This window comes from Ferriphaselus sp. R-1 (assembly GCF_000746095.1).
Classification (GTDB): Bacteria; Pseudomonadota; Gammaproteobacteria; order Burkholderiales; family Gallionellaceae; genus Ferriphaselus.
Map to the genome: position 1 here is coordinate 165,616 of NZ_JQKP01000004.1, position 25,675 is coordinate 191,290.

The window sequence follows — 25,675 nt, forward strand, 5'->3', positions numbered from 1 at the left end:
CTAGCGCCGCTCTGTCCACCACAGCATGGTCGAGGCCAGCATCAGAAACAGGGCCGGCATCACCACCACACTGAACAGCGCCGGCCAGTCATTGATCGCCCCCAGATTCCCGAACAGCTTGCCGACGAAGTGGAACGTCAGGCCGAGCACGATGCCGACAAAGATCTTGCCGCTCACGCCACCGGAACGGTGCTGCAACGAGGCGAACGGCAAAGCCAGCAGCAACATCACCGGCAAGGCCAGCGGGTAGATCAGCTTGTTCCAGAAAGCGACCTCGTAACGCGCTGTCTTCTGGTGATTGTCCGTCAGATGGGCGATATATTCGCGCAGGTTCCAGGCCGACATCTGCTCCGGCACCACCAGCAATACGTTCAACAAGCTGGGCTGCAACGACGACCGCCACTCCAGCTCCGGCAGCGCGTGCGAGACCGCACCGCGCGCATCGAACTCCGTCTGCGCCACCTCGTCCAGCTTCCAGCGCCCGTCTCCCAGAAAGGTGGCGCGCTTAGCCGCAGTCATCGCCCGCAAGCGTCGCGCGTCGTCGAACTCATAGATGCTGACGTTCAGCAGGGTCGTGTCCGGCAACACGTTCTTCACGTTGACAAAGCTGTGCTCATCCTTGACCCATACGCCGGACCGGAACTCCTTGAGTTGCACCTGGATGTTGCTGGCCTTCAGACGCATCTTTTGCGCCATGCGCTCACTGGGAGGTGCGACGAACTCGCCACAGACGAAACTGAGCATCACCAAAGGCAAGGAGATCAACATCAATGACTTCACCATCCGCCCCAGAGATGCGCCGGAGCTGCGATAGATGGTCAGTTCGGAGTGCGCCGCCATCTGCACCAGGGCGAAGATCGCCCCGATCAGCACCGCCACCGGGAACAGCTCGTAGATATGGCCGGGCACCGTCAGCAGCACGAACAGCAGCACCATCCCCAGGCCATAACTCCCCAGCCCCATCGCATTCAATTCATAGATCAGATCCAGGAACGCGAACAGCATGACCAATGCAGCGAACACCAGAGCGATGCCGGCGTAGATCTCGCGCGCCAGATAACGGGTGAGCAGGTTCACGGCAACCACCTCCGCCACGAGAACACCAGCATGCGCCGGTAGAACAGCGCAACCACCAGTACCGCCATGGCCAGATGCAACAGCACCAACCCTTCCACCGGCCCCATCTTGCCCTGTCCGACCCAGGCGTTGGTGACACTGATCAGGTTGTTGTACAGCATGTAGATCATGATGGCCATGATGAGATTCAGTGAGCGGCCCGCACGCGGGTTGACAAAACTCAGGGGGATGGCCATCACTGCCAGGATCAGCGCACTGAGCGGCAAGCCCAGACGCCACTCCAGTTCGGACCATGCCCAGGTCGTCGGTTGCTGGATCAGGGCCAGTGTCGTCAGCGACTTGGGTGTGACGTTGGGCAGCTTGGCCTCCACGGTCTCGATGCGCACGGCATAGCGCTCGAACTCGACGACCCTGAAGTCACTCCGCCCCGGCGTGCCCTCATAGCGAGTACCGTTGAGCAACACCAGGAAACGATCACCGTTGGGCGCGGTCTCCTGGTAACCCTCCTTGGCCAGCATCGCGCTGGTCACGCCATCCCTGGTGGACTGCACGAAGATGTTGCCGACACGCTTGCTCTGCACATCCACATCCTCAAGGAAGTACACGCGATCCGCCTGCTTGGACTCGCGGAACATGCCCGGCTGCGCGGCAGACACCTCGTCGCGGCTATCCAGGCGACGCTTGTATTCGTCGGCCTGGGACAAGGCCCAGGGCGAGAGCACCAGACTCATCAGGGCGATCAGGGCGACCACCGGGAGCGCGTACCACAGCACCGGCGCGACCCAGCGGGTCAAGCCCAGGCCACTGGACAGCCAAGTCACCATCTCGCTGTCGCGATAGCTGCGCGTCAACGTCAGCAGGATGGACAGGAACAGGCTGACCGAGAGCAACACCGGCAGATAATTGAGGGCCGAGAACCCCAGCATCACCAGCACCCCGTCCACCGGCAACGCGCCACTCACCGACTCGGTCAGCAAGCGGATCAGCTGCGACAGCACGACCAGACTGATGAGCACCACGAACACCGGCACCCCGGTCGCCATGAATTCACGCTGTAACTCGCGCTGGAACAGTCCGCCGCGAACTGTCTTTGACTTTCGTTGGGAAGTTTGCGGATAATCCGGCATCGGTTGGAAAACCAGTTCAATGAAAAAAGGAGCGGCGGTGGAATTTAGCACAAAACAGCTAGGCCCGGAAAAACAGACCGGAGGGTGCGTCATCGTTGGCGTGTATGAGAACGGCAAGTTCACCGACGCGGCCAAGGCGCTGGACAAAGCCTGCGGACACGCGCTGACCGCGCTGGTCACGCGCGGCGACCTCAGTGGCAAAGCCAGCTCCACCCTGCTGTTGCAGCAGCTATCCGGCAGCGCCGCCGAGCGCGTGCTGCTGGTCGGCCTCGGCAAGCATGGCGCGCTCGACAGCAAGACCGCACTGGAAGCCTTGCGCGCTGCCCTGCGTGCCGCCCTCGCCACCCCGGCCAGCGATGCGACGCTGTACTGCACCGACTGGGAGGTGGCCGGACGCGATGCCGCCTGGCTGGGAGCGCAAGCCGTGCTCGCCGCCGCCGATGTCAGCTACCGCAGCGACAGCCTGAAGAGCAAGCCTGCCGAACCGGCCAAGCTCACCCACCTGACGCTGGCCACTGGCGGCAAGGTCAGCAAGAAGCTGGAGACAGCCATCGCCCAGGCGGCTGCCACGGCGCAGGGTGTGGGGCTGGCCAAGACGCTGGGCAACCTGCCGGGCAACGTCTGCACTCCGACCTATCTGGCCGAACAGGCACTGGCGCTGGGCAAGTCGCACGGTCTCAAGGTCCAGGTGCTGGAACAGGCCGACATGGAGAAACTGGGCATGGGCTCTTTCCTCTCCGTCGCCCGTGGCAGCGTCCAGCCGCCCAAACTCATCAGCCTGGAATATCACGGTGGCGACAAGAAACAGAAGCCGGTCGTGCTGGTCGGCAAGGGCATCACCTTCGATACCGGCGGCATCTCGCTGAAGCCGGGTGCCGAGATGGACGAGATGAAGTACGACATGTGCGGTGCCGCCAGCGTCCTGGGCACCTTCCAGGCCGTCGCCGCGATGAAGCTGCCGATCAACCTGGTCGGCATCATCCCCACCTGCGAGAACATGCCCTCCGGCACCGCCACCAAGCCCGGCGACATCGTCACCAGCATGTCCGGCCAGACCATCGAGATCCTCAACACCGATGCGGAAGGCCGCCTCATCCTGTGCGATGCGCTCACCTACGCCGCCAAGTTCAAGCCGGACTGCGTGGTGGACATCGCCACCCTCACTGGTGCCTGCGTCATCGCGCTGGGCCATGTCGTCAGCGGCCTGCTCGGCAACGATGACGAGCTGGCCGCCGAGCTGCTCGCTGCGGGTGAACAAAGCTGGGACCGCGCCTGGCGCATGCCGCTGTACGAGGATTACCAGACTCTGCTCGACTCCAATTTCGCCGACATGCAGAACATCGGCGGACGTGCGGGCGGCACCATCACCGCCGCCTGCTTCCTTGCCCGCTTCACCAAGGATTACCGCTGGGCGCATCTGGACATCGCCGGCACCGCCTGGAAGTCCGGCAAGGAGAAGGGCGGCACCGGACGCCCCGTGGGATTGTTGACGCAGTTCCTCATCAACCGCGCCGGGTAGCCGGCAGCGCACCGGGGCCGGCTCCCGCATCGCATCCGGCCCCGCCACCTGCGGAAACGAGGAGAGCATGCAGCCATCAGAAGCTCGTCACTGGCGCAACAACCGCAGACTGACGGTCGGACTGCTGGCGATCTGGTTCGTTGCCACCTTTCTGGTCAGCGGCTTCGCGCGCGAGTTGCAGGGCATCACCGTACTTGGCTTCCCGCTGCCGTTCTACATGGGCGCGCAGGGCGCGTTGCTGATCTACGTCTTGCTGGTCGGCTATTACGCCTGGCGCATGGGCAAGCTGGATGCCGAGTGCGCTGCCGGGCGAGAGGATGCTTGATGGCCACCACTGACCAGGCTGGCTTCGTCGCCCGACTGCGCCGCTACTACTCGCATTATGCGGGCGGCTTCATCGGCTTCGTGGTGATGCTCGCCATCCTCGAACAGATGGGCGTGCCCAACAAGGTGCTGGGCTATGTCTTCCTCGGTGCGACGGTGTTAATGTACGCGGGCATCGGCATCCTGTCGCGCACGGCCAACCTCACCGAATACTACGTCGCCGGGCGGCGCGTACCCGCACTGTTCAACGGCATGGCGACGGCGGCTGACTGGATGTCGGCGGCGAGTTTCATCGGGCTGGCGGGCACCTTGTACCTGTCCGGCCACGACGGCCTCGCCTTCGTGATGGGCTGGACCGGCGGCTATGTGCTGGTGGCACTGCTGCTCGCCCCCTACCTGCGCCGCTTCGGCCACTACACCCTACCCGACTTCCTCGGCGCACGCTACGGCGGCAACCTGCCGCGCGCCATCGGCGCGTTCGCCGCCATCCTGTGCTCGTTCACCTACGTCATCGCCCAGATCTACGGTGTCGGGCTGATTGTCAGCCGTTTCACCGGCCTGGACTTCGGCATCGGCGTGTTCGTCGGGCTGGGCAGCATCCTGCTGTGCTCCTTCCTCGGCGGCATGCGCGCCGTGACCTGGACGCAAGTCGCCCAGTACGTCATCATCATCGTGGCTTATCTCATTCCGGTGGTGTGGCTGTCGGTCACCCATACCGGCAATCCAGTACCGCAGATCGCCTACGGCTACGCACTGCAACAAGTCACGGCGCGCGAACAGGTGTTGAACGATCCGACCACGCCCGAAGGCGCCCGCGAAGCCGAAGTGCGGGGGCTGCACAAACAGTCACAGCAGGCATTGGAACTGCGCCTGCGCGAGCTGGATGCGGGCGGCGCGGCCTATCTGGCGGCAGAGCGCGCCAAACTGGAACGCGCCATCGACGCGCTCAAGGTCGCCGCCCCCCTCGATGCAGACGCGCTGGCCGAGGCGCGCCGTCGGCTCGCCGAGTTCCCGCACGATATCGCCACCGCCCGCACCAGCTGGCGCGCCGCCGCCGAAGCGGCCCGCGCCAAGGCCGCGCCTATCACTGCCCACGCCGAACCCTTCGCGGGCAGCAGCGCAGAAGCCCGCGACACCAAGCGCAACAATTTCCTCGCGCTGGTGCTGTGCCTGATGGTCGGCACCGCCGCCCTGCCCCATCTGCTGATGCGCTACTACACCACGCCCTCGGTGCAGGAGACCCGCGTTTCGGTGTTCTGGTCGCTGCTGTTCATCTCCGTCCTGTACATCACCGCGCCCGCGCTGGCGGTACTGGCCAAGTACGATGTCTACACCCTGCTGGTCGGCTCCAGCTTCTCGGAACTGCCCGGCTGGGTCTCGGCCTGGGCCTCGGTGGACAAATCGCTGATGAGCATCACGGACATGAACCACGACGGCACGGTGCAACTGGCCGAGATCAGCATCGGCGGCGACCTCATCATGCTGGCGACACCCGAGATCGCCGGATTGCCTTACGTGGTCACCGCGCTGGTGGCGGCAGGCGGATTGGCAGCCGCACTGTCGACTGCCGACGGCCTGATGCTGACCATCGCCAACACACTGTCGCACGATGTCTACTTCAAGATGGTCGATCCCAGCGCCTCGCCCAAACGCCGCCTGGTGATCTCCAAAGGACTGCTGTTCATCGTCGCCCTGTGCGCGGCCTACATCACCTCGCTCAAACCGGGCGACATCCTGCTGCTGGTCAGCGCCGCCTTCTCGCTCGCCGCCTCCGCCTTCTTCCCCGCGCTGGTGGCGGGCATCTTCTGGAAACGTGCCAACCGCTGTGGCGCGGTGCTGGGCATGACGACCGGCTTGCTGGTATGCGTGGGCTACATGCTCGCCACCTACCCGCTGTTCGGCGTGAACGCGCCCTTGTGGTGGGGCATCCATCCGATCTCGGCAGGCATCTTCGGGATGCCCGCCGGCATCGCTGGCGTGGTCATCGGCAGTCTGCTGACAGCCGCGCCGGATCAGCACACCCGCGACTGGGTGGACCTCATCCGCAGCCCCGACAGCGGGAAGACTCAGCCGCCGTAACGGGTGGTGTCCTTGACCAAGGGCAGGCCTTGCTGGCCCCACGCCTCGACCCCGCCGGACAGGGAAACCAGGTTGCTAAAGCCGATGCGTTGCAGATTGAGCACCGCCAGAGCAGAACGTCCACCGGTCTTGCAATACACCACCACCGGCTTGGTTTTGTCGGCGAACGCCGGATGCTCGCCGATGCGGAACTCGACCACACCACGCGGCAGGTTGATCGCGCCGGGCAGGCAGCCGGCCTCGTATTCGGCAGGCTCGCGCACATCCAGGCACAGCACGCCTTCATTCAGTAGCTTTGCGGCAGTCGCCACATCGGTCTCGCGGATCTGCGCCTTGGCCTCGGCGACCAGTTGTTGCGGGGTGATCGTCATACGTGTATCTCCTTGCAGTGATTGATCCTCGCCGGTCGCGACGGCTGTCGCGCCGACACGGGACGCGTAAACTACACCATGCCCCGCCCCGCAGGCTATCCCCCGGATGGCGAGGTTCCTGCCGAAATCCTCCCGAAGGCCAGATTCCGTCCACACTACGCAGGATTTTCTCGGCCAGATTCGGCAGAATACGCCTCACCGCAACCCGACAGTACAGGAGCCGAACATGTCCGCCTATGTCATCCCATTCCGGTCGCTGAGCATGGGCGACCTGCCCAAGGTGGGCGGCAAGAACGCCTCTCTGGGCGAAATGATCGCCACGCTGGGCGCATCCGGCGTGCGCGTACCCGACGGCTTCGCCACCACGGCGCAGGCTTACCGCGACTTCCTGGCGCAGGACGGGCTGGACCAGCGCATCGCCCGCACCCTGGCAGCGGTGGATGTGGCAGACGTTACGGCGCTGGCCGAGGCCGGACGCACCATACGCGACTGGATCGTCAACGCGCCGCTGCCGCCGCGACTGGAAGCCGAAATACGCGAGCACTACGCCCGTCTGGCCGGCACTGGCGCGGACAGCTACGCCGTGCGCTCGTCGGCCACGGCGGAGGATCTGCCGGATGCGTCCTTCGCCGGTCAGCAGGAGACATTCCTGAACATCCACGGCATCGACAATATCCTGCAGGCGATCCGCGCCGTGTTCGCCTCGCTGTACAACGACCGCGCCATCTCCTACCGCGTGCACAAGGGCTTCAAACACGCCGAAGTCGCACTCTCGGCGGGCGTGCAGCGCATGGTGCGCTCCGACCTGGGCAGCTCGGGCGTGATGTTCACGCTGGATACGGAATCCGGCTTCCGCGACGCGGTGTTCATCACCTCAGCCTACGGGCTGGGCGAGATGGTGGTGCAAGGGGAAGTGAACCCTGACGAGTTCTACGTGCACAAGCCGCAGCTGGCAGCGGACTTCCCGGCCTTGATCCGCCGCAGTCTGGGCTCCAAGCTGCAGCGCATGGTGTTCGACGCGCAACGCTCGGCCAGCCGCTCGACCCGCATCGAGCCGGTGCCGGCGGCGGAACGGTCGCGCTTCTCCCTGAGCGACGAGGACGTGTTGCAACTGGCGCGCTACGCCGTGGCCATCGAACGGCATTATGGCCGCCCGATGGACATCGAATGGGGCAAGGACGGACTGGACGGCCAACTGTACATCCTGCAAGCGCGGCCCGAAACGGTGAAATCGGTCATGGTGCGCGGCGGTGCCGAGAAATATGTGCTGAAGCGGCGCGGGCCGGTGCTGATCGAAGGCCGCGCCATCGGCCAGAAGATAGGTGCGGGCAAGGTGCGTATCGTCGCCCAGGCCGCCGAGATGGGCCGGGTGCAGCCCGGCGACATCCTGGTGACCGACATGACCGACCCGGACTGGGAGCCGGTGATGAAGAAGGCCGCCGCCATCGTCACCAATCGCGGCGGGCGCACCTGCCACGCCGCCATCATCGCGCGCGAGCTGGGCATCCCGGCCATCGTCGGCTGCGGCCACGCCACCGACACGCTGCAGGATGGCGCGCCCGTCACCGTCTCATGCGTCGAAGGCGACACCGGCTATGTCTATGACGGCAAGCTGCCGTTCGAGGTCGTGGTGCAGGACGACATCGCGCTGCCGCCCATCCCGGTCGAGCTGATGCTCAACGTCGGCAACCCCACGCTGGCGTTCGAGTTCGCGCAGTTGCCGTGCGCCGGGGTCGGCCTGGCGCGGCTGGAGTTCATCATCAACAACCTGATCGGCGTACATCCCAAGGCCGTGCTGTATCCCGATGCGCTCTCCGCCGAGCTGCAGGCTGCCGTGGCGGAACGTGCCGCCGGTTATGCCAGCCCCGAGGAGTTCTATGTGGAAAAGCTCACCGAAGGCGTGGCCACACTGGCGGCGGCATTCTGGCCCAAGCCGGTGATCGTGCGCCTGTCCGATTTCAAGTCCAACGAATACCGCAAGCTGCTGGGCGGGGCGGGCTACGAGCCGGAGGAAGAGAACCCGATGATCGGCTTCCGGGGGGCGGGGCGCTATGTCGCCGCCGCTTTCGCCGACTGTTTCGAGCTGGAGTGCCGCGCCATGAAGCGGGTGCGGGAGCGGCTCGGCTACACCAATGTGGAAGTGATGATCCCGTTCGTGCGCACCGTCGGCGAGGCGCGCGAGGTCGTCACCGCACTGGAGCGCCACGGCCTGAAACGGGGCGAACATGGCCTGCGCCTCATCATGATGTGCGAGATCCCCTCCAATGCGCTGCTGGCCGAGGATTTCCTGCAATTCTTCGACGGTTTCTCCATCGGCTCGAACGACCTGACCCAGCTCACCCTGGGCCTGGACCGCGATTCCAGTCTGGTGGCCGACCGTTTCGACGAGCGCGACCCGGCAGTGAAGGCCTTACTGCAGATGGCGATCAGCACCTGCAACCGGCTCGGTAAATACGTCGGCATCTGCGGCCAGGGGCCATCGGATCACTTCGATTTCGCCCAGTGGCTGATGGAGACCGGCATCCAGACCATGTCGCTGAATCCGGACACCTTGCTGGAGACCTGGCGCAGACTGGCTGCAGGGAAACCGCAATGAGCCTGCGCATCACGCCCCTGCCCGCCTTCCGCGACAACTACATCTGGGCGTTGCACGACGAGCGGCATGCCGTCGTGGTCGATCCCGGTGATGCCGCGCCCGTGCTGGCCTTCCTGCGCGAGCACGCCCTCAGTCTCGCCGCCATTCTGGTCACCCACCACCACCACGACCACACGGACGGCATCGTCGACCTGCTCGCCGCCATTCCCGATTGCGCGGTGTATGGCCCGCGCCACGAGGTCATCGACGGCATCAGCCATCCGGTCGGCGAAGGCGATGTCGTCCGCATTCCCGAACTGGACCTGAGCCTCAGCGTGTGGGACATCCCCGGCCACACACTCGGCCACGTCGCCTATCTGGGCGCGGGCGGCGTGTTCTGCGGCGACACGCTGTTCGGCGCGGGCTGCGGCAGGCTGTTCGAGGGCAGCTACGCCCAGCTCCACCACGCACTGAACCGGCTGGCGGCCCTGCCCGCCGCAACCCGCGTCTATTGCACCCACGAATACACCGAGGCCAACCTGCACTTCGCCCTCGCCTGTGAACCGGACAACCCCGACATCCGGCAGCGACAGTCCGCAACCGCCGCCCTGCGCGCCGCCGGCCAGCCCAGCCTGCCCTCGACCATCGCTCTGGAGCTCGCCAGCAACCCCTTTCTGCGCTGCGCCGTACCCGCCGTCGTCCAGCAAGCCGAGCACCACCTCGGTCACGCCCCCCCGGACAGCCTCGCCGTCTTCACCGCATTGCGGCAATGGCGCAACCACTTCCAGGCTCCCGCCCGCTGAACCGCCCTCTGCACAGGGGATTTCGGTTGCAGTAACGGGCAATCTGGTTTATTCTGCGCGCCCTTTCGGAGAGGTGGATGAGCGGTTTAAGTCGCACGCCTGGAAAGCGTGTTTGGGTTAATAGCCCAACGGGGGTTCGAATCCCCCCCTCTCCGCCAGACATACAACAACGCCGCGCCTTTGTCGTCATCAAGGTCGCGGCGTTTTCATCTCCGCCCCTGCCAGCATGACTGCGTGATGCGCGCTTCCGGGTTCAGTCCGGCAACTGAGCGGCGGACAGCTCTTTCAGGAACGTCTCGATATTCTCTTTCACGGCACCTTCGACGGCCATTTTCAGGCGGGTCACGGCGGCGAACGATTCGGACATGGTGGTGCGGTGCGAGCTGCGTATCGATGTGCGGAACATGATCTTTTGATCGGATACGCGGATGAGCTGCCAGGCGAGTTCGAGCTTCACGGTGAAGTTGCCGCCCATCAAGGGGCGTTGCAGCTCGATGATCCTGACGTACAGGGTGTAGTCGGCAGGTATCCGGCTGACCGAGCCGAACAGCCCGGCCTTGAGGATGGATGCCTCGACTGCAGCTTTGAGGTCGGCATCGGCGATCGACGACGGGTCTAGCGCACCGGTCGCCTGTCCGCCCGACACAGTGATCTGCACACTGTCGCCCTTAGGAACCTGTGCGCGGACGACCGGCCCGGCCTCCATCGCAGCGCGGTCGGCGGGCGATGCGCAGCCACCCAGCAGCGCCAGCAGGACGGCACAGGCCGCGAGGATACCGAGGCGGGCCACGGCTTACTTCCGTGTGTTCAGGATGTTATCGACGACCTCATCCACCATCTTGGCCGGGGACTTGCGGGTGAGCGAGGTGTGATAGGAATTGCCCTGCGCGAGCGGGAAGTTGGATTTGGGATCGCGCACCACGATGGTCAGCTCGATCATGTACATGGTCATATCCCACATCCACTTGTCCACATAGGTGACCAGCGCATCGGGCTGGGCGGCGACCTCCGGGTCTGCCGTCACGACGAAACCTTTGGCGCGGAACTTCTCGGCGATCAACTTCTTCGTGCTGCCGTCCTCGCCGGGAAGTTGGGCGACGTGGACCGATTTGATCGAACTCCAGTTCATGGTCGGGTCGGAAGAGGCCGTGGCGCGGTTGACTGCGCAGCCCGTGTTGAGAAGGGTCAGGGCGCACAGTGCGGCGACCCAGGTTGTGCGGCTGATCAGCGTGGCGATGTTCATGTCCGTCTCCCGTCGAATGTGTGGCGACATTATGTGACCAATGGGCAGGAGCGACAAGGGCGATATGCCCATGTGGTCAATCCGCGCTCAAGGTGAGCTGCGTACTTTGGCAAACTCGGCAGCGATGGAGTCGATCAGCGTCGCCTTCCTGATCCGGACCACACGGGGCCCGGTGCTGCTGACCGGCGATGCCTGCATCACAACATGGGGTTGGGAACATACCGTCGAGCCCGGCGACTTCACCGCCGACCACGCGCGCAACCTGAAGAACCTGCAAAACATGAAGCGACTGGTCGCGTATCATCCGCAGATCGAGGTGTATCTGGGGCACCAGCACTAAGCTGGCCGACGACTGCCCAGCACCGACATCCGGCACTTGTCGATATTCAACCGCAATCGGCAACCTTCCCCGCCTGCCCGACGCGATCTTCCCCGGTCGCAGTCACCAACAGATGGTTGAGTTCGGTTTCAGCAGTCATGGCGGTGGTCCTGGGAGGAGTGAAGTGGTGAATTGTAGGGATTGAGAGATGCTGGGGGAGGTTTATCGGGAGAGGATGGGGAGCGGGATACTAGACTCCGCGCTTTTGCACGACCCGACTTGAGTGCCGGGTTAGATGCGACTCGATGAGTTTAACAAATGTTTGGGTGCCTCTTGGGTACAGCACATACGAGGCGTTCAGACCCTGCAGTCTAATTAGTACGCCTCCAAGGGAGAGAAAACCTCGCTTCCATTCGACCCCGGCAATATCTCGATATGGAATGACTGTTGTTGAAAACCCGCAGATGACCATAAAGTCAGGATAAAGCGCTACACGAGTAAATGGAATATTGGTTCCGACACCAATTCCCAAACCTCTAGAGCCAACTGAGCATCTTTGTTGCCATAGAGGCTCTAAACTTTGCTCTGCAGGCACTCTACGGAAACTGCCAATAAGAGGCCAGAACAGCACACCTGCAACCACAACAAGAAGGGCAACGAGTTCAAAGAAGGGATCCATAGCTCTAACAAAATAAGTCTAGTAGGGTGGGCAAATCCCGATTTGCCCACGCGGTTTGCACGCTGGGCATCATACGATACGCGCTGGATTTACGTGTGCGGATGTGTGTCAGCGGTGGGCAACACTACGTTTTTGCCCACCCTACAAATGACCATCCGCTACGCCGCCCACAGTGGCGGTTCGTCCATCAGGGCGATTTGTTCGCGTAGTTCGAGGATGCGTTCCTGCCAGTAGTGCTGGGTGTTGAACCAGGGGAAGGCGCGTTTGAAGGCGGGGTCGTCCCAGCGGCGGGCGAGCCAGGCGGAGTAGTGCAGCAGGCGCAGGGTGCGCAGGGCTTCGATCAGATGCAGTTCGCGGCTGTCGAATTCGCAGAAATCCTCGTACCCGGCCAGCACGTCGCCAAGCTGGCGCACACGCTCTTCGCGCTCACCGGAGAGCAGCATCCACAGGTCTTGCACCGCCGGGCCCATGCGGCTGTCGTCGAAATCGACGAAGTGCGGGCCGTCGTCGGTCCACAGCACGTTGCCGGAATGGCAGTCGCCGTGCAGACGCAGCAGGCCGGGCTGTCCGGCACGGGCGTAGCAGTGGCGCACGCCTTGCAGGGCTTGCTCGACCACGCTGCGCCAGGCGGGCAGCAGGTCGGCGGGAATGAAATCGTGGGCCAGCAGGTAGTCGCGCGATGCCAGGCCGAAGGTGTCGAGGTCCAGCGTGGGGCGATGCCGGAAAGCCTGGAGTCGGCCCACGGCGTGGATGCGGCCAAGGAAGCGCCCCATCCATTCCAACGTTTCGCGGTCTTCCAGCTCCGGCGCGCGTCCGCCGTGCTTGGGAAAGACGGCAAAGCGGTAGCCGTAAAAGTGGTGCAGCGTGCTGGCGTTCAGCGTGAGCGCAGGCACGACGGGAATTTCGCGCTCGACCAGCTCCTGCACGTAGGCATGCTCTTCGAGGATGGCGGCATCCGTCCAACGCTCGGGGCGGTAAAACTTGGCGACCAGCGGTGTACCGTCTTCGATGCCGACCTGATAGACGCGATTCTCGTAGCTATTGAGCGCCAGCAGGCGGCCATCGCAGACCAAGCCGAGGCTTTCCAGCGCGTTGAGCACGAGGTCGGGGGTGAGTGCGGTGTAGTCCGGCTGGACCATGGCCGGACGCAGGTCCCCGGAGGGCGGGTTCGTGTCCGGTTCCGGCGTGTGTGGCATGTCGACTTCGGTGCGGCAGCGGCCCGCCACCCGGCGCTGCACCGGGCGGCGGGCTGTGCGTCAGCCCTGTTTGGGGGCGATCTGAGGCAGGTGCCAGACTTCGCGGTTGTAGTCCAGAATGGTGCGGTCACTGGAGAACTTGCCGCTGGTGGCAGTGTTGATGATGCTCATGCGCGTCCACGCATCCTGATCCTTGTAGGCCTGGTCCACCCGGCGCTGGGCATCCACGAAGCTGCGGAAGTCGGCGGCGGTCAGCCAGGGATCGTTCGGGCTGTAGATCGAGTTGATGATCGGATCGAAGATGCCCGGCTCGAACAAGTTGAAGTTGCCGCTGCACAACAAGCCCATGACGCGCTTGAAGTCTTCGTCGGCATGGATGATGGCTGCCGGGTCGTAGTGGTGACGGGTGGCTTCCACCTCTTGCGCGGTCAGGCCGAACAGGAAGAAGTTCTCTGCGCCCGCCTCTTCGCGGATCTCGATGTTGGCACCGTCCAGCGTGCCTATGGTCATCGCACCGTTCATCATGAACTTCATGTTGCCGGTGCCCGAGGCTTCCTTGCCAGCCGTCGAGATCTGCTCGGACAGGTCGGTGCCGGGGCTGATCACTTCCATGGCGGAGACGCGGTAGTCCGGCAGGAAAGCCAGACGCAGCAGGCCTTCGGTGGCGGGATCGCCGTTGATGACCTTGGCGACAGCGTTGACCAGCTTGATGATGCGCTTGGCCATCATGTAGCCGGGCGCGGCCTTGCCGCCGATCAGCACGCAGCGCGGTGTCCAGTTGGCCGTGTCGCCGCGCTTGATGCGGTCGTACAAGTGAATCACGTGCAACACGTTGAGCAGCTGGCGCTTGTATTCATGGATGCGCTTGACCTGCACGTCGAACAGCGCGTTGGTGTCGAACGTCACGCCGCAATCCTGCTGCACCATCTCGGCCAGACGGGCCTTGTTGGCCTGCTTGACCGCGCGCCATTTCTTGCGGAAGGTGGCCTTGTCGGCATGAGCCTTGAGTTTTTGCAACTGGGACAGGTCGGTGCACCAGTCGTCGCCGATGGCATCGCTGATCAGCTTGCTCAGCTCCGGGTTGCTCCAGGCCAACCAGCGGCGCGGTGTCACGCCATTGGTCTTGTTGTTGAACTTGTGCGGCCACAGCTCATAGAAGTCGCGGAACAGGTGTTCCTGCAGCAACTCGGAGTGCAGTGCCGCCACGCCGTTCACCGAGAAGCTGGCGACCACGGCCAAATAGGCCATGCGCACTTGCTTCTCGTGCCCTTCCTCGATGATGGACATGCGGCGCTGGCGTTCGATGTCGCCGGGGTAGCGCAGCGCGACCTCGCTCAGATAGCGGGCGTTGATCTCGCAGATGATCTCCAGCAGGCGGGGCAGCAGGCGACCGAACATGCTGACCGACCACTTCTCCAGCGCCTCCGGCAGCAAGGTATGGTTGGTATACGCCATGGTCTTGCTGGTGATGGCCCAGGCATCGTCCCAACCCATGCCATGCTCATCCATCAGCAGGCGCATCAGTTCCGGCACGGCACAGGTGGGGTGCGTGTCGTTGAGCTGGAAGCAGTTCTTCTCGGCGAAACGGCTGAAGTCGTTGCCCTGGTGCTTGACCCATTCGCGCAGAATGTCCTGCAAGCTGGCCGAAGCCAGGAAGTATTGCTGGCGCAGGCGCAGTTCCTTGCCGTTCTCGCTGGAATCGTTGGGGTAGAGCACCATGGTGATGTGCTCGGCGGCATTCTTGGAGGCCACGGCTTCGGTGTAACTGCCGGCATTGAATTCAGACAGATCGAACTCTTCGGTGGCCGCTGCGCGCCACAGGCGCAAAGTGTTCACCGTGCCGTTCTGGTAGCCGGGGACCGGCACGTCGTGCGGCATCGCCATCACGTCGCGGGTATTCATCCAGCGCACGAAGGTGCGGCCATGCTGCTCGGTGAAATACTCGGTGTGGCCGCCGAACTTGACGCGGGTAGCGAACTCGGGGCGCTCGATCTCCCACGGGTTGCCGTCACGCAGCCAGTGGTCAGGCTCTTCCAGCTGGCAGCCGTTCTCGATCTTCTGGCGGAACATGCCGTATTCGTAGCGGATGCCGTAGCCGGTGACCGGCAGTTGCAGGGTGGCGCAACTATCCAGGAAACAGGCCGCCAGACGGCCCAGGCCGCCGTTGCCCAGACCGGCATCGTGCTCCTGGTCGGCCAGCGCTTCCAGCTCGATGCCCATCTGGCGCAGGGCCGTGGCCGTGGCCGGATCGATGTCCAGGTTCAGCATGGCATTGCCGAGCGCGCGACCCATCAGGAATTCCAGCGACAGGTAGTACGTACGCTTGCAATCGGCTTCGCTGTAGGCCAGGCGGGTGTTGCGCCAGCGTTCCACCAAACGGTCGCGCAGCGACAGCACCAGCGAGGTGTACATCTGCGGATTGGTGTCGGTCGATTCGTCACGTCCCAGCGTGTGGCTGAAATAGCGACGGAAGTCGTCCACGATGCTGTCGGCATCCATGCCGAGTGGGGGAAGATTGCCGATGGTGGCGGGGGCTTGTGGTTTTTTGGCTCGGGTATTGATGATGGACTCCTGAACGTATCCTGTTAATCTGGTTTGCGAGCGGCCCAGGCCTGAATCGGGACAGGCGAGGCTGCTGCGCGTATCTGACCAAGCAATCCGCATGCCTGCGCCTGATACAGGCTGTCTGAGACACTCGAAAAAACGCCCCCGTCGATCGCGGGATCGGATGCTCGTGCATCACTGTCGTGAAGTTCGTTCTGCACCCGTTGCTTCATGGTCGGCGGTGCCGGGCCCGGGGTGTGGAAGTCGAGGACTGGGGGGCGTACATGGCGCGATTGTACGACAGATGAGGCTCTCCTGCTTGGCCAACGCGTCCGGCCCACGTCATACCTGCGTTCAACGGGGTTTTGTATTAGCATTCGCCGTCCGCAGAAACCGCCCCGACTCGCCCTCATCATGAACATCGCCCACGCCCGCTGGCTGATCCTGCTCACGCTGCTCGTCAACGCGGCGGCCATGCTCTCGCCGGTGATCAACAGCGGGGATTCGATCACCTATGCCGCACTGGCACAGCACATCGCCCTGAGCGGGGATTGGTCCAATCTGGTGCTGGACGGGCAGGATTGGCTGGACAAACCGCACCTGCCGTTCTGGATCACGGCGCTATCCTTCAAGTTGCTCGGCAGCAGCGCGTTCAGCTATATCCTGCCCGGCTTCCTGTTCCACCTGCTCGGCGGCTACTTCACCTATCGCATCGCGCGCCTGTTCTACGGACGCGACACGGCCTGGCTGTCGGTGCTGGTGTTCGTGTCGGCCTATCACTTGATGGATTCGTCCATCGAGGTGAAGGCGGAGACCTATCTCACCGGCACCATCATGGGTGCGTGTTACTACTGGCTGCGCTACGACGCGCAGGCCAGGCTCAAATACCTGCTGCTGGGCGCACTGTTCAGCGCGATGGCGGTGATGACCAAGGGCGTGTTCACGCTCATCACCATCAGCAGCGGGCTGGTGGCGATGTGGCTGTATCAGGGGCAGTGGCGCAAGCTGTGGGGCGGCAAGTGGCTGCTGGCGTTGGTGCTGACTCTGCTGTTCACCGCGCCGGAGGTGGTGGCGCTGTATCTGCAGTTCGACGCGCACCCGGAGAAAGTGATGTTCGGCCAGACACACGTCTCCGGCATCAAGTTCTTCTTGTGGGACAGCCAGTTCGGGCGCTTCTTCAACACCGGGCCGATCAAGAACACGCAAGGCCATCCGTTCTACTTCGTGCTGGTGTTCCTGTGGGCGTTCCTGCCATGGGTGGCGGTGTTCGTGGCGGCGATGTCCGCCGGAATGCGTCGGTTGTGGCTACGCAGCGGCGGGAATGATGCCGGTTTCGTGTTCCTGTGCGGCGCGTTCTTCGTCACCTTCGGCCTGTTCAGCGCGACCAGCTTCCAGCTCGACCACTACACCGTGATCCTGTTCCCGTTCGCCGCCATCCTGTGCGGCAAGTTCCTCGCCGACTGGCTGGTTGAGGCTGCGGCGGCGCGCACGTTGCGCTATGTGCAATGGCTCATCGCCGGCGTGCTGGTGGGGCTGGTGGTGGGATTGAGTCTCTACACCGGCAACGTGCCGCTGACGGCAGTGGTGTGTACCCTGACGCTGGCGCTGCTGGGCTATGTCTACGCGACGCGACGGCAGCTGCGCCTCGGTGCAGTGACCTACCCGCTGCTGGCGATCAACCTGTTGTTCGTGTTCCTGTCCATGCTGGCCGCGCTCACGCTGGGCAGATACGATGTGGCGCACAACGTGGCGCAGGTGCTGGCGGACAGGCCGCCGTTGCCGGTGTATGTGCAGGCGCAGCAGATGACTTTGCAGGCGCGCGAACTCGGGCTTTACCTGCAGCAGCCCTGCATCGCCGTCGATGATTTCGCGTCCTTGCCGTCACAGGGGGGCTTCCGGGTGGTGATGCAGGAAAAGAACGTGGCGGAGTTCACCCGCCACCATCCTCGTTACACCCGGGTCGCTGCGCTGCAGGCGACCATCCAGAAGACCGGGACGTTCCCCAAGATGCTGAAGATGGCCCAGGGAAGCTGGCCGCTGGACGAGATCGCCGTCCTGCAAGTGCCCTGACTAGCGTTTGGCCACCTTGCGGTACAACCACAGGTGACGGCCCGGTGCGGTGTCCCGCCCACCGTCCCAGATGACTTCCCACTTCGCCCGCTTGCTGACCGGCAACAGCGCCGTACCCTGCACCAGCCACAGGTCGCAATCGCTGGTGACGTAGTGGCGCGGCGTGATGTCACCGAAATATTGCAACATGGCGCGATGCACATCGTCCAGTTCGGCCCCGGCGATGCAGTGGTATTTCTGGGGAAGGTGTTGCTTCAGGTCGAGCACGGTGCTGCGATAACTCTTGCCGGTATCCAGCCAGGGTAGCCACAAGGTCATCGCCAGGATCCAGAGCAAAGTGACACCCGCCGCCCAGTTGACCACGGCACGGCGGATGGAGCGTCCGACGCGCCAGATGAAGGCGACCCACAACACGGTGGACGCGGCGGCGATCCAGAACGAAGCCTCTTGCACGCTGGGCTGGTAGCCCGGATGGTACTGCTTCAGCCAGAAGGTGATCTTGGAGTGGTTGTCCAGCAGCAGGCCCGCCCAGCCCCACCAGAGCAGGATGGCCAGCAAGCCGAAGGTCATGATGCCGAACCAGTCCAGCGCATTGGCTGCGCCCCGGCGCAAGGTGGCCAGGGCAGCCGTCGCCAGCAGCGTCAGCGGGATCAGCATGGGCAGCGCGAACACTTCCTTGATGTTGGGCACGATGCTCAGGGTGGTCAGCATCACCAGGAAGGCGACCAGAGGCAACTGGAACTCCGGCTCGCGCAACACTTTGCGGCGGGCTTCCCACACCGCCCAAGCCGCCAGCGGCAAGGCTGGCCAGGCGAACCAGGGCAGGATGCGCACGTAGTAGAGGGCATCGCGGTAATCGCCGCCGCCCGCATACTGCAGCCAGCGCCCGATGTTGAGCGTCCACGCCCACTCGGAGAACAGCTGCGGCGAGCGCAGATACAGCAGCAGCGGCCACACCACCAGCCAGGGCAAAGCGAACAGTAGCGCCAGCAACAGGGTGCGCAGGTAGTGGCCGTTGCGCCAGAGCTGGAACGACAGCAGGCCCAGGCTGATGAATGCGAACAGCATCGGGGCGATGAAGCCCTTGGCCATGAAGCCGATGCCGACCCCACTGCCTATCCACAACGCGGCCTTGCTGCTGTGGCGCAGGATCAGGGTGTAGCCGTAGAGCATCATGGCGCAGCCGCTGACCAGCGCCAGATCGGTGATGAGCTGGTGCGAGCGCACCAGCATCCCCAGACAGCCGAGCAGGATCACCACTGCCGCCCAGCCGCGCCCCTTGCCGAACAGTTCGCGCCCGGCCAGGCCGGTGAACAGCAGGGTCAACCCGGTATAGAAAGCACTGGCGAAGCGCGCGCCATCATGCAGCGGCAGCCAGGGCGCAAGCGCCTTGGCGAACAGCGCTGCCGTCCAGTAGAACAGGGGTGGTTTGTCCATCACCGGCATGCCGGCCAGCGAGGGCACCAGCCAGTCGCCCATCTGCAACATCGAATAGACCAGGCCGAAGCCGTAGGCCTCGTAGGGCTCCCAGGGATCGTGTCCGACCAGTCCGGTGAACATCCAGATCGCACACAACACCAGCAACAGCGCCGCTTTGGCGGGCGTGATGGGGTGTTCGCGCTGGTGTTCCGGGTAGGTGAACATCAGTCGACGACCTTGATCGACTGCCCGGCGACCGGCTCACCCTTGGGATATTGGGCGTTGATCAGGCGCAGGTAGCTCTCGGCGTTACGGCCCAGCGGCGAGCGCCGCGCCAGTGCCGCGTAAGTGTCGCCTGCGCGTGCGGTGATGATGTGGATCTGCAGCGGGCGCAACTGCTTGCGCTCAGTCTCGCTGAGGGCGCGGAAGCTGCGTATGGTGTGCAACACGGCATTGCGCTGTACCGCCAGCGCTTCCGGTGACTTGGCCACACTCTGCACGATGTAGGCCCGGCCATTCAGGTAGATCACGCCGGTGATCGTGCTCGGTGTGGAGGCGATGGCCGCCGACAGCCCGTTGCACTCGGCGGGCTCGACGCTGCTGCCCGCGCCGGTGTAACGCTTGGCGTATTCCACCGGCGTACCCGTCGGTTTCACGTCCATGCGCAACTGCATCGAGACCTGCGCGTCCGGGCTGCTCGCCACCAGGCGGTCGGGCAGGTTCTGCACCTTCCAGTCGGCGGGGAAACTCAACGACAGACCGAGTTCGCCGTGGCTGAACACGTTGTTGCGCAGCACGCCCTGATCGCTGCTGTCATGGAAGGTGATGCCCTCGATGTGCTGCAGGAACACGTCGCGTCCCTCGTAGGGCTGCGCCACCACCAACCCCTTCGACTCGTTGACGACTTCCTGCAGGCGCGTGTCGGCATCGGGGTGCGAGGCGAACACGCCGTGATAGCGGCGCGGCTCGCGCCCTTCCTGCTTGGCGATTTCGGCATCGAACAGTTCCTGATCCTTAAGCACGCCGACCACCCGGATCATGGCGTGCGGGTCGTAGCCGGAACGGGCGAGGTAATCGGCTCCCAGTCGGTCGGCCTCCAGCTCATGCTCGCGGCCATAGCCGGACAGCAAGGCACCGCCCAGCAGATTGGATAGGTTGTAACCGATATTCGTGTTCAGTTGTGGTACCCAATATGCGGCGATTCTTAGGCCAATATCGGTTGCCGTGGTCGCACTTTGCTGGCGCACCCCGTGACGCGCCGTGACGTGCCCGGTCTCATGCCCCAGCACCGCTGCCAGTTCGGCCTCGGAGTTGAGATAGGCGAGGATGCCGCGCGTGATGTACACATAGCCGCCCGGCAAGGCGAAGGCGTTGATCTCGGGCGAATCGACCACGGTGTAATGGTATCTGAGGGTCGGGCGATGGCTCTTCATGGCCACCTTCTGTCCCACGCTATCGACGTAGTCCTGCAACGCGCGCGAGGGATAGACCTTGTATTGCTGCCTGACCAGAGCATCCTGGCGCAGGCCGATGCTGACTTCCTGCGCCTCCGACATCATCACGAAATCCTGCTTGCCGGTCACCGGATTCTGCGCACAGCTGGAAAGTGCCAGCAGCACCGGCACGGTGAACAGGGATCTCGTCAATGTATTCATGGTCAGACTCCAAAACAAAAAGGCAGCAAGCGCTGCCTTTTGATTGATACCGGAGGCTAAGTTCCCTTAGGCGGCAGCTTTCGCGCCGGCCTTGCCGTACTTCTGGTTGAACTTTTCGATACGACCGGCGGTATCCACGATCTTCTGGGTGCCGGTGTAGAACGGATGGCACTCGGAACATACTTCAACGTGCAGCGGCTTGCCCAAAGTGGACTTGGTGGTGAAGGAATTGCCGCAGCTGCAATTGACGGCGATCTCGTTGTACTGTGGATGGATGTCGGCTTTCATGGTCTTTTCCTAAAAAATTCGGGCGCGGCAGGTGTACGCGCTACAGGGTCGCGGATTATCCATAAAAAAGCGACCGCGCGCAACATGATTATGGCAACCGCTCATCCCTTACCCAGCAGCGACTTCAGCAGCGCCAGTTTGGCCTTGCCCTCGTCCTTGCTGACAGCGGGGGCGGCACCTTCCGGCAGCAGCCCGGCGAACTGGATGTCGCCTTGCGGCAATTCTTCTATGAAGCGGCTGGGCTGGCACTTTTCCCATTCCTTGCCTCGACGGCGGCGGGCGCAGTGGCTGATCTGCAAGCTGCGCTGGGCGCGGGTGATGCCGACGTACATCAACCGGCGCTCTTCCTCGATCTGTTGCGGCGATTCGCTGTTGCGGTGCGGCAAGATGCCCTCCTCTACTCCGACCAGAAACACGTGGCCGAACTCCAGCCCCTTGGCCGCGTGCAGGGTAGAGAGCGACACCGCGTCGGTCTCCTGCTCGCGCGATTCCAGCAGATTCATCAGGGCGATGGTCTGCGTCATGGCGATCAGGTTCTTGCCGTCGTTCTCGGCCTTGCGGTTGATCCAGCCAACGAAGTCGCTGACGTTGCCCCAGCGCACCTCGGCCTGGCGCGGCTCCAAGCTGTCGAACAGCCAGCCCTCGTAGTCGATGGCGGTCAGCAGGTCGTTCAACACCGGCGCACAGTCTTCGTGCTCGGCGCGCGATTGCATGCGGGCGATGAAGTTGCAGAAGGTCAGCAGGTCTTCGTACTGGCGCGCGCTCAACTGCTCGGTCAGCCCAGCCGCAAACACGGCATCGTACAAGCTGATGTGGTGCGTCCCGGCATGGCTGGCCAGCTTCTCCAGCGTGGCGTTGCCGACCCCGCGTTTGGGCGTGGTGATGGCGCGGATGAAGGCCGGATCGTCGTCCGGATTGGCGATCAGGCGCAGATAGGCGACGATATCCTTGATCTCGGCGCGCTCGAAGAACGAGGTGCCGCCGCTCACCGTGTAGGGGATGTTCTGGCTGCGCAACTGTTCCTCGAAGCCGCGCGACAGGTGATTGCTGCGGTACAGGATGGCGTAGTCGGAAAATTGGGTCTTGCGCTCGAACTTGTGCGCAGACAGTTGCAGCACCACCGATTCCGCCTCGTGGTCTTCGTCACGCGCGGCGTACACCCGCACTTGGTCGCCCAGGCCGTGCTCGCTCCACAGCTTCTTGTCGAACAGTTTGGTGTTGTTGGCGATCACCGCGTTGGCGCTGTGCAGGATGCGCTGCGAGGAGCGGTAGTTCTGCTCCAGCTTGATGACCTTGAGGCGCGGGTAGTCGGTGCGCAGGTTGTGCAGATTCTCCACGCTGGCGCCGCGCCAGGCGTAGATGGCCTGGTCGTCGTCGCCCACGGCGGTGAACTGCGCGCGCTGCCCCGCCAGCAAGCGCGTCAACTGGTACTGGCAATCGTTGGTGTCCTGATACTCGTCGATCAGCAGATAGAGAAAGCGGCTCTGCCAGCGTTGCAGCGCCTCGGGATGGGTGCGGAACAGCTCCACCGGCAGGCGGATCAGGTCGTCGAAATCCACCGCCTGATAGGCGCGCAGCGTCTCCTGATAACGCCCGTAGAGCAGCGCCAGCCGCTGGTCGGCCTCGGTCTCGACCAGACTGGTCGCCCGCGCCGGGTCGATGAAACCCGCCTTCCAGTTGGAAATCTGCGACTGCGCCTCACGGATGTCCTGCTTGTCCGGCGAGCCTAGCAGCTCGGAAATGATCTTGGCGCAATCCGCCGCATCAAAGATGGAAAACGCCTTCTTGTAACCCAGCAGCGGCGCCTCCTCGCGCAGGATGTGCATCCCCAGCGAGTGGAAGGTGCTAATAGTCAGCTCCTTGGCCTTCCTGGAATCCAGCAACTTGGCCACCCGCTCGCGCATCTCAGTCGCCGCCTTGTTGGTGAAAGTGATCGCCGCAATGTTGCGCGGCGCGTAGCCGCACTGCTCCACCAGATACGCCAGCTTGTGGGTGATGACCCGCGTCTTGCCGCTGCCCGCCCCGGCCAGCACCAGCAAGGGGCCGTCGAGATACTTGGCAGCTTCGCGCTGAACGGGATTGAGTTTGCTGAGCATCGAAAAACAGGGAGCAACAAGCGGGGCGCGAGTATAACAAAGCTGCCGCGCTATAATGCCCGCACAACGGCACACACCCGCCAGCCTCCCCTTCTTTCGGCAAAAGGCCACACCCGACATGGCAGACAACGACGACACCCACCCCGAAGGCCCGGTGATGTGCTCCTGCAGCGGCACCCGCCGCAACCTCATCCGGCGCTTGTATCTGGAAGAAGGCAAAGATGTGCACGCCATCTCGCGCTGGACCGGCGCACTTTCAGGCTGTGGTGGATGCGAGTGGGAGATTGCGGATTTTCTGAAGGAATTGGAGGCGGGGAAGCATTCAGGGAAGTGATTGCTTTGCCGGTTCTGAGCACTGTTGCTGGCCCTCTTCTTCGGGCATTCTGAGCCTGTGGAAAGATGAAAGAGAGCTTGGCAATACTCAACGAAAGTCGCCGGGGGTGGCCCGGCAGCCAATCACTTTTCTTGTCTCGCCAAGAAAAGTAATCCAAAGAAGGCGACCCCAGTTTCCCGCCCGCTGCGCGGGTTCCCTCCGTTGTTGGCTCCGACATAACCTAAAGGTTAGTCTCCGCCGCAACAAGCCGCTGCGCGGCGTGTTGTCGAGCGGTCGGGCCGACTCTTAAACTTGCCCGACCGGCTACGCCGTCACGTGCTCAAACATATTCGTCAGAATTCCCTGACCAGCCTCCGCTACTCGGCGGCGCACAGGGGGAATGACGTAGCGCTGTAGCCACGCGACTAGCCCACGAAATGCTCACGCCGATCTCACCAACCGCAAAACAGCCAAAGATGATAAATTGCCACCCCATACAACCAGCTTTACCTTTCTTCCGAAATATTTTCGGCCGTCTAATACCAAGAGGGGATAAGTAAGTGATTGAGAGTTTGAACATTCACTGGCTAGGCTTACTCATTGGACGGCATCCGAACGCAATTTCAATGCCGTCTAAATTCATTCGTTAGACCTCAAAACCAAACTGGTACCATTTCATGAGCGACGAACTTGCAAAATGTCCTTACTGCAATGGCGTTGTTAGCGCTCGGCGATTGAAAGCCCACACAACACAACGCTGCCCTAAAGCACCGGTTGTTATACAGGCAAAAATTGAGGCGCGTGTCGCAGCATCCAAGATCGAGCAAAAGAAAACTACTGTTCTTGTGCGCAGTAGGCTCGAAAGGATGTACAGTGATTTGTGCGATCAAACGAAGCATCCCGATGATCGAGAGTTAGCCAAAGCATTCAAAACCTTCTACGAAACCTGCGTCGTAGGGGGCTTAAGGATTCCGAGCAGAAAAAGTGCAACGATTGACGGTGAAGAATCTACTTCAGTACGTACAGTAAGTGGCGGCCTCCCGTCACTAGGAAAACGCGCACGATGAACTCTCGGTCTAACCATTCCGTCGCGAGGGTCCACCCACAAGCTGCGCTTGTGGATTCCCTTCGCGGCTTTGCCGCTACGAGGGCTCCTCACGGCCAACGTTGAAGCTTGGAGACAATGATGATCGAACCGGCTGTCGCATTCACATTATTTGACAAAGTCTTGGCAGTAGTTGGCCTATTGCGTGAAGGCAAGAAAGAGAGAACCGCAAAGACGGACCAAGCTCTGAAGGCTCTTTACTCTGCATTATCTGAGACAAAGAAATACATCAGCGAAGAAAATGCGGGCGGAGCAAAAAATCGGGATATGGAATGGAAGATTGCTGAGCTTTGGCATAAAGCCTCAATCCCATTACGAGAAATAGATCCCGAATTGGCAGAAAAGTGTTTCCTCAAGGGAAGCTATTGGCTTGAGCCAGAAGCTTGGACCGAAGAACGGATTGCCCAAACAGATATAGCTATTGACACTGTCTTCGAGGCTACCCGTGCGCTGTTACTCAAATAGTTCTAACACTGCGGTCACCTGGGACGTTAATCAGCGTGGGGCGCACTTGCTAGTGCACCGAAATCTCCGAAAAAAATCCGGCGCAATGAAATTGCGTATATGGACACCTCCCGTTTTGCAAGCAACGCGTGTTGATGGTTTTGGGTGCAACTGCTTCCGTATATCCGGCTTCCTGTTGGGCGGCGAGCCGTCCGAGCCATGATGGAATTCGCGCGCAAGTTTCAAATCGCCCTAGCGGCTTTGCCGTGTGTTGCTGCGGCAGGGAGCCATCGCAATTAACTGAATTGCCTGCGCCGGTCTGACCTGTTTGCCATCAATTCGTTTGCCATGCAATCGCTGTCGGTTGTCTCCTGCTAAAACTCTGTTGTCTGCTGCCCGTTTGCTTCCGCTTGCGAGCAGCCCTGTTAT

The 25,675-nt window shown here is 62.6% G+C and carries 21 protein-coding genes and 1 tRNA gene; 11 read left to right on the top strand and 11 right to left on the bottom strand.

Annotated features, from left to right (window positions below; all coding sequences use genetic code 11):
• Together lptG and lptF are read right to left on the bottom strand one after the other, a co-directional pair.
• The gene (lptG, locus tag DM08_RS06230) at window positions 1-1,077 is read right to left on the bottom strand and encodes an LPS export ABC transporter permease LptG (RefSeq protein ID WP_035383809.1); all 1,077 of its coding nucleotides are present in this window, start codon (window positions 1,075-1,077) and stop codon (window positions 1-3) included.
• Window positions 1,074-2,204 (bottom strand): LPS export ABC transporter permease LptF, encoded by a 1,131-nt coding sequence (lptF, locus tag DM08_RS06235; RefSeq protein WP_051937842.1) that lies wholly within the window; start codon window positions 2,202-2,204, stop codon window positions 1,074-1,076. The genes lptG and lptF overlap by 4 nt, the downstream gene beginning before the upstream one ends.
• Window positions 2,205-2,241: 37 nt before the next feature.
• Between lptF and DM08_RS06240 the strand changes: the two genes are divergently transcribed.
• From DM08_RS06240 to DM08_RS06250, 3 genes are all read left to right on the top strand, one after another.
• Entirely contained in the window at window positions 2,242-3,723 is a 1,482-nt protein-coding gene (locus tag DM08_RS06240) for a leucyl aminopeptidase (RefSeq protein WP_035383811.1), read from the top strand.
• 67 nt (window positions 3,724-3,790) lie between these two features.
• Complete coding sequence (locus DM08_RS06245; RefSeq protein WP_035383769.1) at window positions 3,791-4,048, top strand: DUF4212 domain-containing protein; 258 nt, start codon at window positions 3,791-3,793, stop codon at window positions 4,046-4,048.
• A complete protein-coding gene (locus DM08_RS06250; RefSeq protein ID WP_035383770.1) occupies window positions 4,048-6,126 on the top strand; it encodes a sodium:solute symporter family protein in 2,079 nt (692 codons plus the stop codon). The genes DM08_RS06245 and DM08_RS06250 overlap by 1 nt, the downstream gene beginning before the upstream one ends.
• On the opposite strand, the gene DM08_RS06255 is transcribed toward DM08_RS06250, so the two are convergent.
• Window positions 6,114-6,497, bottom strand: a complete 384-nt coding sequence (locus tag DM08_RS06255; RefSeq protein WP_035383771.1) for a rhodanese-like domain-containing protein — start codon at window positions 6,495-6,497, stop codon at window positions 6,114-6,116. The genes DM08_RS06250 and DM08_RS06255 overlap by 13 nt on opposite strands.
• Window positions 6,498-6,723: 226 nt before the next feature.
• On the opposite strand from DM08_RS06255, the gene ppsA reads away from it, so the two are divergent.
• The 3 genes from ppsA to DM08_RS06270 all read left to right on the top strand — a co-directional run bounded on the left by ppsA (window position 6,724) and on the right by DM08_RS06270 (window position 10,033).
• Window positions 6,724-9,093: a phosphoenolpyruvate synthase gene (ppsA, locus tag DM08_RS06260; protein WP_035383772.1), complete on the top strand. Its 2,370-nt coding sequence runs from the start codon at window positions 6,724-6,726 to the stop codon at window positions 9,091-9,093.
• Window positions 9,000-9,875 carry a hydroxyacylglutathione hydrolase gene (gene gloB / locus DM08_RS06265; protein ID WP_343282982.1) on the top strand — a complete coding sequence of 292 codons (876 nt, stop codon included), beginning with the start codon at window positions 9,000-9,002 and terminating at the stop codon, window positions 9,873-9,875. The genes ppsA and gloB overlap by 94 nt, the downstream gene beginning before the upstream one ends.
• Window positions 9,876-9,942: 67 nt before the next feature.
• A tRNA-Ser gene (locus tag DM08_RS06270) sits at window positions 9,943-10,033 on the top strand.
• A gap of 95 nt (window positions 10,034-10,128) precedes the next feature.
• Here DM08_RS06270 and DM08_RS06275 read toward each other — a convergent pair.
• Window positions 10,129-10,665, bottom strand: a complete 537-nt coding sequence (locus tag DM08_RS06275; protein WP_051937844.1) for a hypothetical protein — start codon at window positions 10,663-10,665, stop codon at window positions 10,129-10,131.
• 3 nt (window positions 10,666-10,668) lie between these two features.
• Window positions 10,669-11,118 (bottom strand): hypothetical protein, encoded by a 450-nt coding sequence (locus tag DM08_RS06280; protein ID WP_051937846.1) that lies wholly within the window; start codon window positions 11,116-11,118, stop codon window positions 10,669-10,671.
• A 70-nt stretch (window positions 11,119-11,188) separates the two neighbouring features.
• On the opposite strand from DM08_RS06280, the gene DM08_RS06285 reads away from it, so the two are divergent.
• Window positions 11,189-11,458, top strand: coding sequence for an MBL fold metallo-hydrolase (locus DM08_RS06285; RefSeq protein WP_237560236.1), 270 nt, complete (start codon window positions 11,189-11,191; stop codon window positions 11,456-11,458).
• Window positions 11,459-12,274: 816 nt separating this feature from the next.
• On the opposite strand, the gene DM08_RS06290 is transcribed toward DM08_RS06285, so the two are convergent.
• Window positions 12,275-13,255 carry a serine/threonine protein kinase gene (locus tag DM08_RS06290; RefSeq protein ID WP_035383815.1) on the bottom strand — a complete coding sequence of 327 codons (981 nt, stop codon included), beginning with the start codon at window positions 13,253-13,255 and terminating at the stop codon, window positions 12,275-12,277.
• A gap of 117 nt (window positions 13,256-13,372) precedes the next feature.
• The gene (locus DM08_RS06295) at window positions 13,373-15,976 is read right to left on the bottom strand and encodes a glycogen/starch/alpha-glucan phosphorylase (RefSeq protein ID WP_081908794.1); all 2,604 of its coding nucleotides are present in this window, start codon (window positions 15,974-15,976) and stop codon (window positions 13,373-13,375) included.
• Window positions 15,977-16,270: 294 nt separating this feature from the next.
• Between DM08_RS06295 and DM08_RS06300 the strand changes: the two genes are divergently transcribed.
• Complete coding sequence (locus DM08_RS06300) at window positions 16,271-17,926, top strand: ArnT family glycosyltransferase (protein ID WP_051937849.1); 1,656 nt, start codon at window positions 16,271-16,273, stop codon at window positions 17,924-17,926.
• Here the strand turns inward: DM08_RS06300 and DM08_RS06305 are convergent, their stop codons facing one another.
• The 4 genes from DM08_RS06305 to DM08_RS06320 all read right to left on the bottom strand — a co-directional run bounded on the left by DM08_RS06305 (window position 17,927) and on the right by DM08_RS06320 (window position 23,384).
• The gene (locus DM08_RS06305) at window positions 17,927-19,570 is read right to left on the bottom strand and encodes an ArnT family glycosyltransferase (protein WP_035383774.1); all 1,644 of its coding nucleotides are present in this window, start codon (window positions 19,568-19,570) and stop codon (window positions 17,927-17,929) included.
• A complete protein-coding gene (locus DM08_RS06310; protein ID WP_051937851.1) occupies window positions 19,570-21,000 on the bottom strand; it encodes a M48 family metalloprotease in 1,431 nt (476 codons plus the stop codon). Before DM08_RS06310 ends, DM08_RS06305 begins: the two co-directional genes overlap by 1 nt.
• A 66-nt stretch (window positions 21,001-21,066) precedes the next feature.
• The gene (gene rpmE, locus DM08_RS06315) at window positions 21,067-21,288 is read right to left on the bottom strand and encodes a 50S ribosomal protein L31 (RefSeq protein ID WP_035383775.1); all 222 of its coding nucleotides are present in this window, start codon (window positions 21,286-21,288) and stop codon (window positions 21,067-21,069) included.
• Window positions 21,289-21,389: 101 nt separating this feature from the next.
• Window positions 21,390-23,384, bottom strand: coding sequence for a UvrD-helicase domain-containing protein (locus DM08_RS06320; RefSeq protein ID WP_035383776.1), 1,995 nt, complete (start codon window positions 23,382-23,384; stop codon window positions 21,390-21,392).
• 118 nt (window positions 23,385-23,502) lie between these two features.
• Between DM08_RS06320 and DM08_RS06325 the strand changes: the two genes are divergently transcribed.
• The 3 genes from DM08_RS06325 to DM08_RS06330 all read left to right on the top strand — a co-directional run bounded on the left by DM08_RS06325 (window position 23,503) and on the right by DM08_RS06330 (window position 25,267).
• Window positions 23,503-23,718 carry a (2Fe-2S)-binding protein gene (locus DM08_RS06325; RefSeq protein ID WP_035383777.1) on the top strand — a complete coding sequence of 72 codons (216 nt, stop codon included), beginning with the start codon at window positions 23,503-23,505 and terminating at the stop codon, window positions 23,716-23,718.
• Window positions 23,719-24,374: 656 nt separating this feature from the next.
• Window positions 24,375-24,764 carry a hypothetical protein gene (locus tag DM08_RS12815; RefSeq protein ID WP_152555792.1) on the top strand — a complete coding sequence of 130 codons (390 nt, stop codon included), beginning with the start codon at window positions 24,375-24,377 and terminating at the stop codon, window positions 24,762-24,764.
• 119 nt (window positions 24,765-24,883) lie between these two features.
• Window positions 24,884-25,267 carry a hypothetical protein gene (locus tag DM08_RS06330; protein ID WP_035383778.1) on the top strand — a complete coding sequence of 128 codons (384 nt, stop codon included), beginning with the start codon at window positions 24,884-24,886 and terminating at the stop codon, window positions 25,265-25,267.
• Window positions 25,268-25,675: the final 408 nt, after the last annotated feature.

What these genes read in the sequence shown, in the direction of transcription:
- lptF (WP_051937842.1), bottom strand. Translation starts at nt 2,204, where the DNA reads ATGCCGGATTATCCGCAAACTTCCCAACGAAAGTCAAAGACAGTTCGC.
- DM08_RS06245 (WP_035383769.1), top strand. Translation starts at nt 3,791, where the DNA reads ATGCAGCCATCAGAAGCTCGTCACTGGCGCAACAACCGCAGACTGACG.
- DM08_RS06250 (WP_035383770.1), top strand. Translation starts at nt 4,048, where the DNA reads ATGGCCACCACTGACCAGGCTGGCTTCGTCGCCCGACTGCGCCGCTAC.
- DM08_RS06255 (WP_035383771.1), bottom strand. Translation starts at nt 6,497, where the DNA reads ATGACGATCACCCCGCAACAACTGGTCGCCGAGGCCAAGGCGCAGATC.
- ppsA (WP_035383772.1), top strand. Translation starts at nt 6,724, where the DNA reads ATGTCCGCCTATGTCATCCCATTCCGGTCGCTGAGCATGGGCGACCTG.
- DM08_RS06280 (WP_051937846.1), bottom strand. Translation starts at nt 11,118, where the DNA reads ATGAACATCGCCACGCTGATCAGCCGCACAACCTGGGTCGCCGCACTG.
- DM08_RS06285 (WP_237560236.1), top strand. Translation starts at nt 11,189, where the DNA reads ATGTGGTCAATCCGCGCTCAAGGTGAGCTGCGTACTTTGGCAAACTCG.
- DM08_RS06290 (WP_035383815.1), bottom strand. Translation starts at nt 13,255, where the DNA reads ATGGTCCAGCCGGACTACACCGCACTCACCCCCGACCTCGTGCTCAAC.
- DM08_RS06295 (WP_081908794.1), bottom strand. Translation starts at nt 15,976, where the DNA reads ATGCGGATTGCTTGGTCAGATACGCGCAGCAGCCTCGCCTGTCCCGAT.
- DM08_RS06300 (WP_051937849.1), top strand. Translation starts at nt 16,271, where the DNA reads ATGAACATCGCCCACGCCCGCTGGCTGATCCTGCTCACGCTGCTCGTC.
- DM08_RS06305 (WP_035383774.1), bottom strand. Translation starts at nt 19,570, where the DNA reads ATGTTCACCTACCCGGAACACCAGCGCGAACACCCCATCACGCCCGCC.
- DM08_RS06310 (WP_051937851.1), bottom strand. Translation starts at nt 21,000, where the DNA reads ATGAATACATTGACGAGATCCCTGTTCACCGTGCCGGTGCTGCTGGCA.
- rpmE (WP_035383775.1), bottom strand. Translation starts at nt 21,288, where the DNA reads ATGAAAGCCGACATCCATCCACAGTACAACGAGATCGCCGTCAATTGC.
- DM08_RS06320 (WP_035383776.1), bottom strand. Translation starts at nt 23,384, where the DNA reads ATGCTCAGCAAACTCAATCCCGTTCAGCGCGAAGCTGCCAAGTATCTC.
- DM08_RS06325 (WP_035383777.1), top strand. Translation starts at nt 23,503, where the DNA reads ATGGCAGACAACGACGACACCCACCCCGAAGGCCCGGTGATGTGCTCC.
- DM08_RS12815 (WP_152555792.1), top strand. Translation starts at nt 24,375, where the DNA reads ATGAGCGACGAACTTGCAAAATGTCCTTACTGCAATGGCGTTGTTAGC.
- DM08_RS06330 (WP_035383778.1), top strand. Translation starts at nt 24,884, where the DNA reads ATGATCGAACCGGCTGTCGCATTCACATTATTTGACAAAGTCTTGGCA.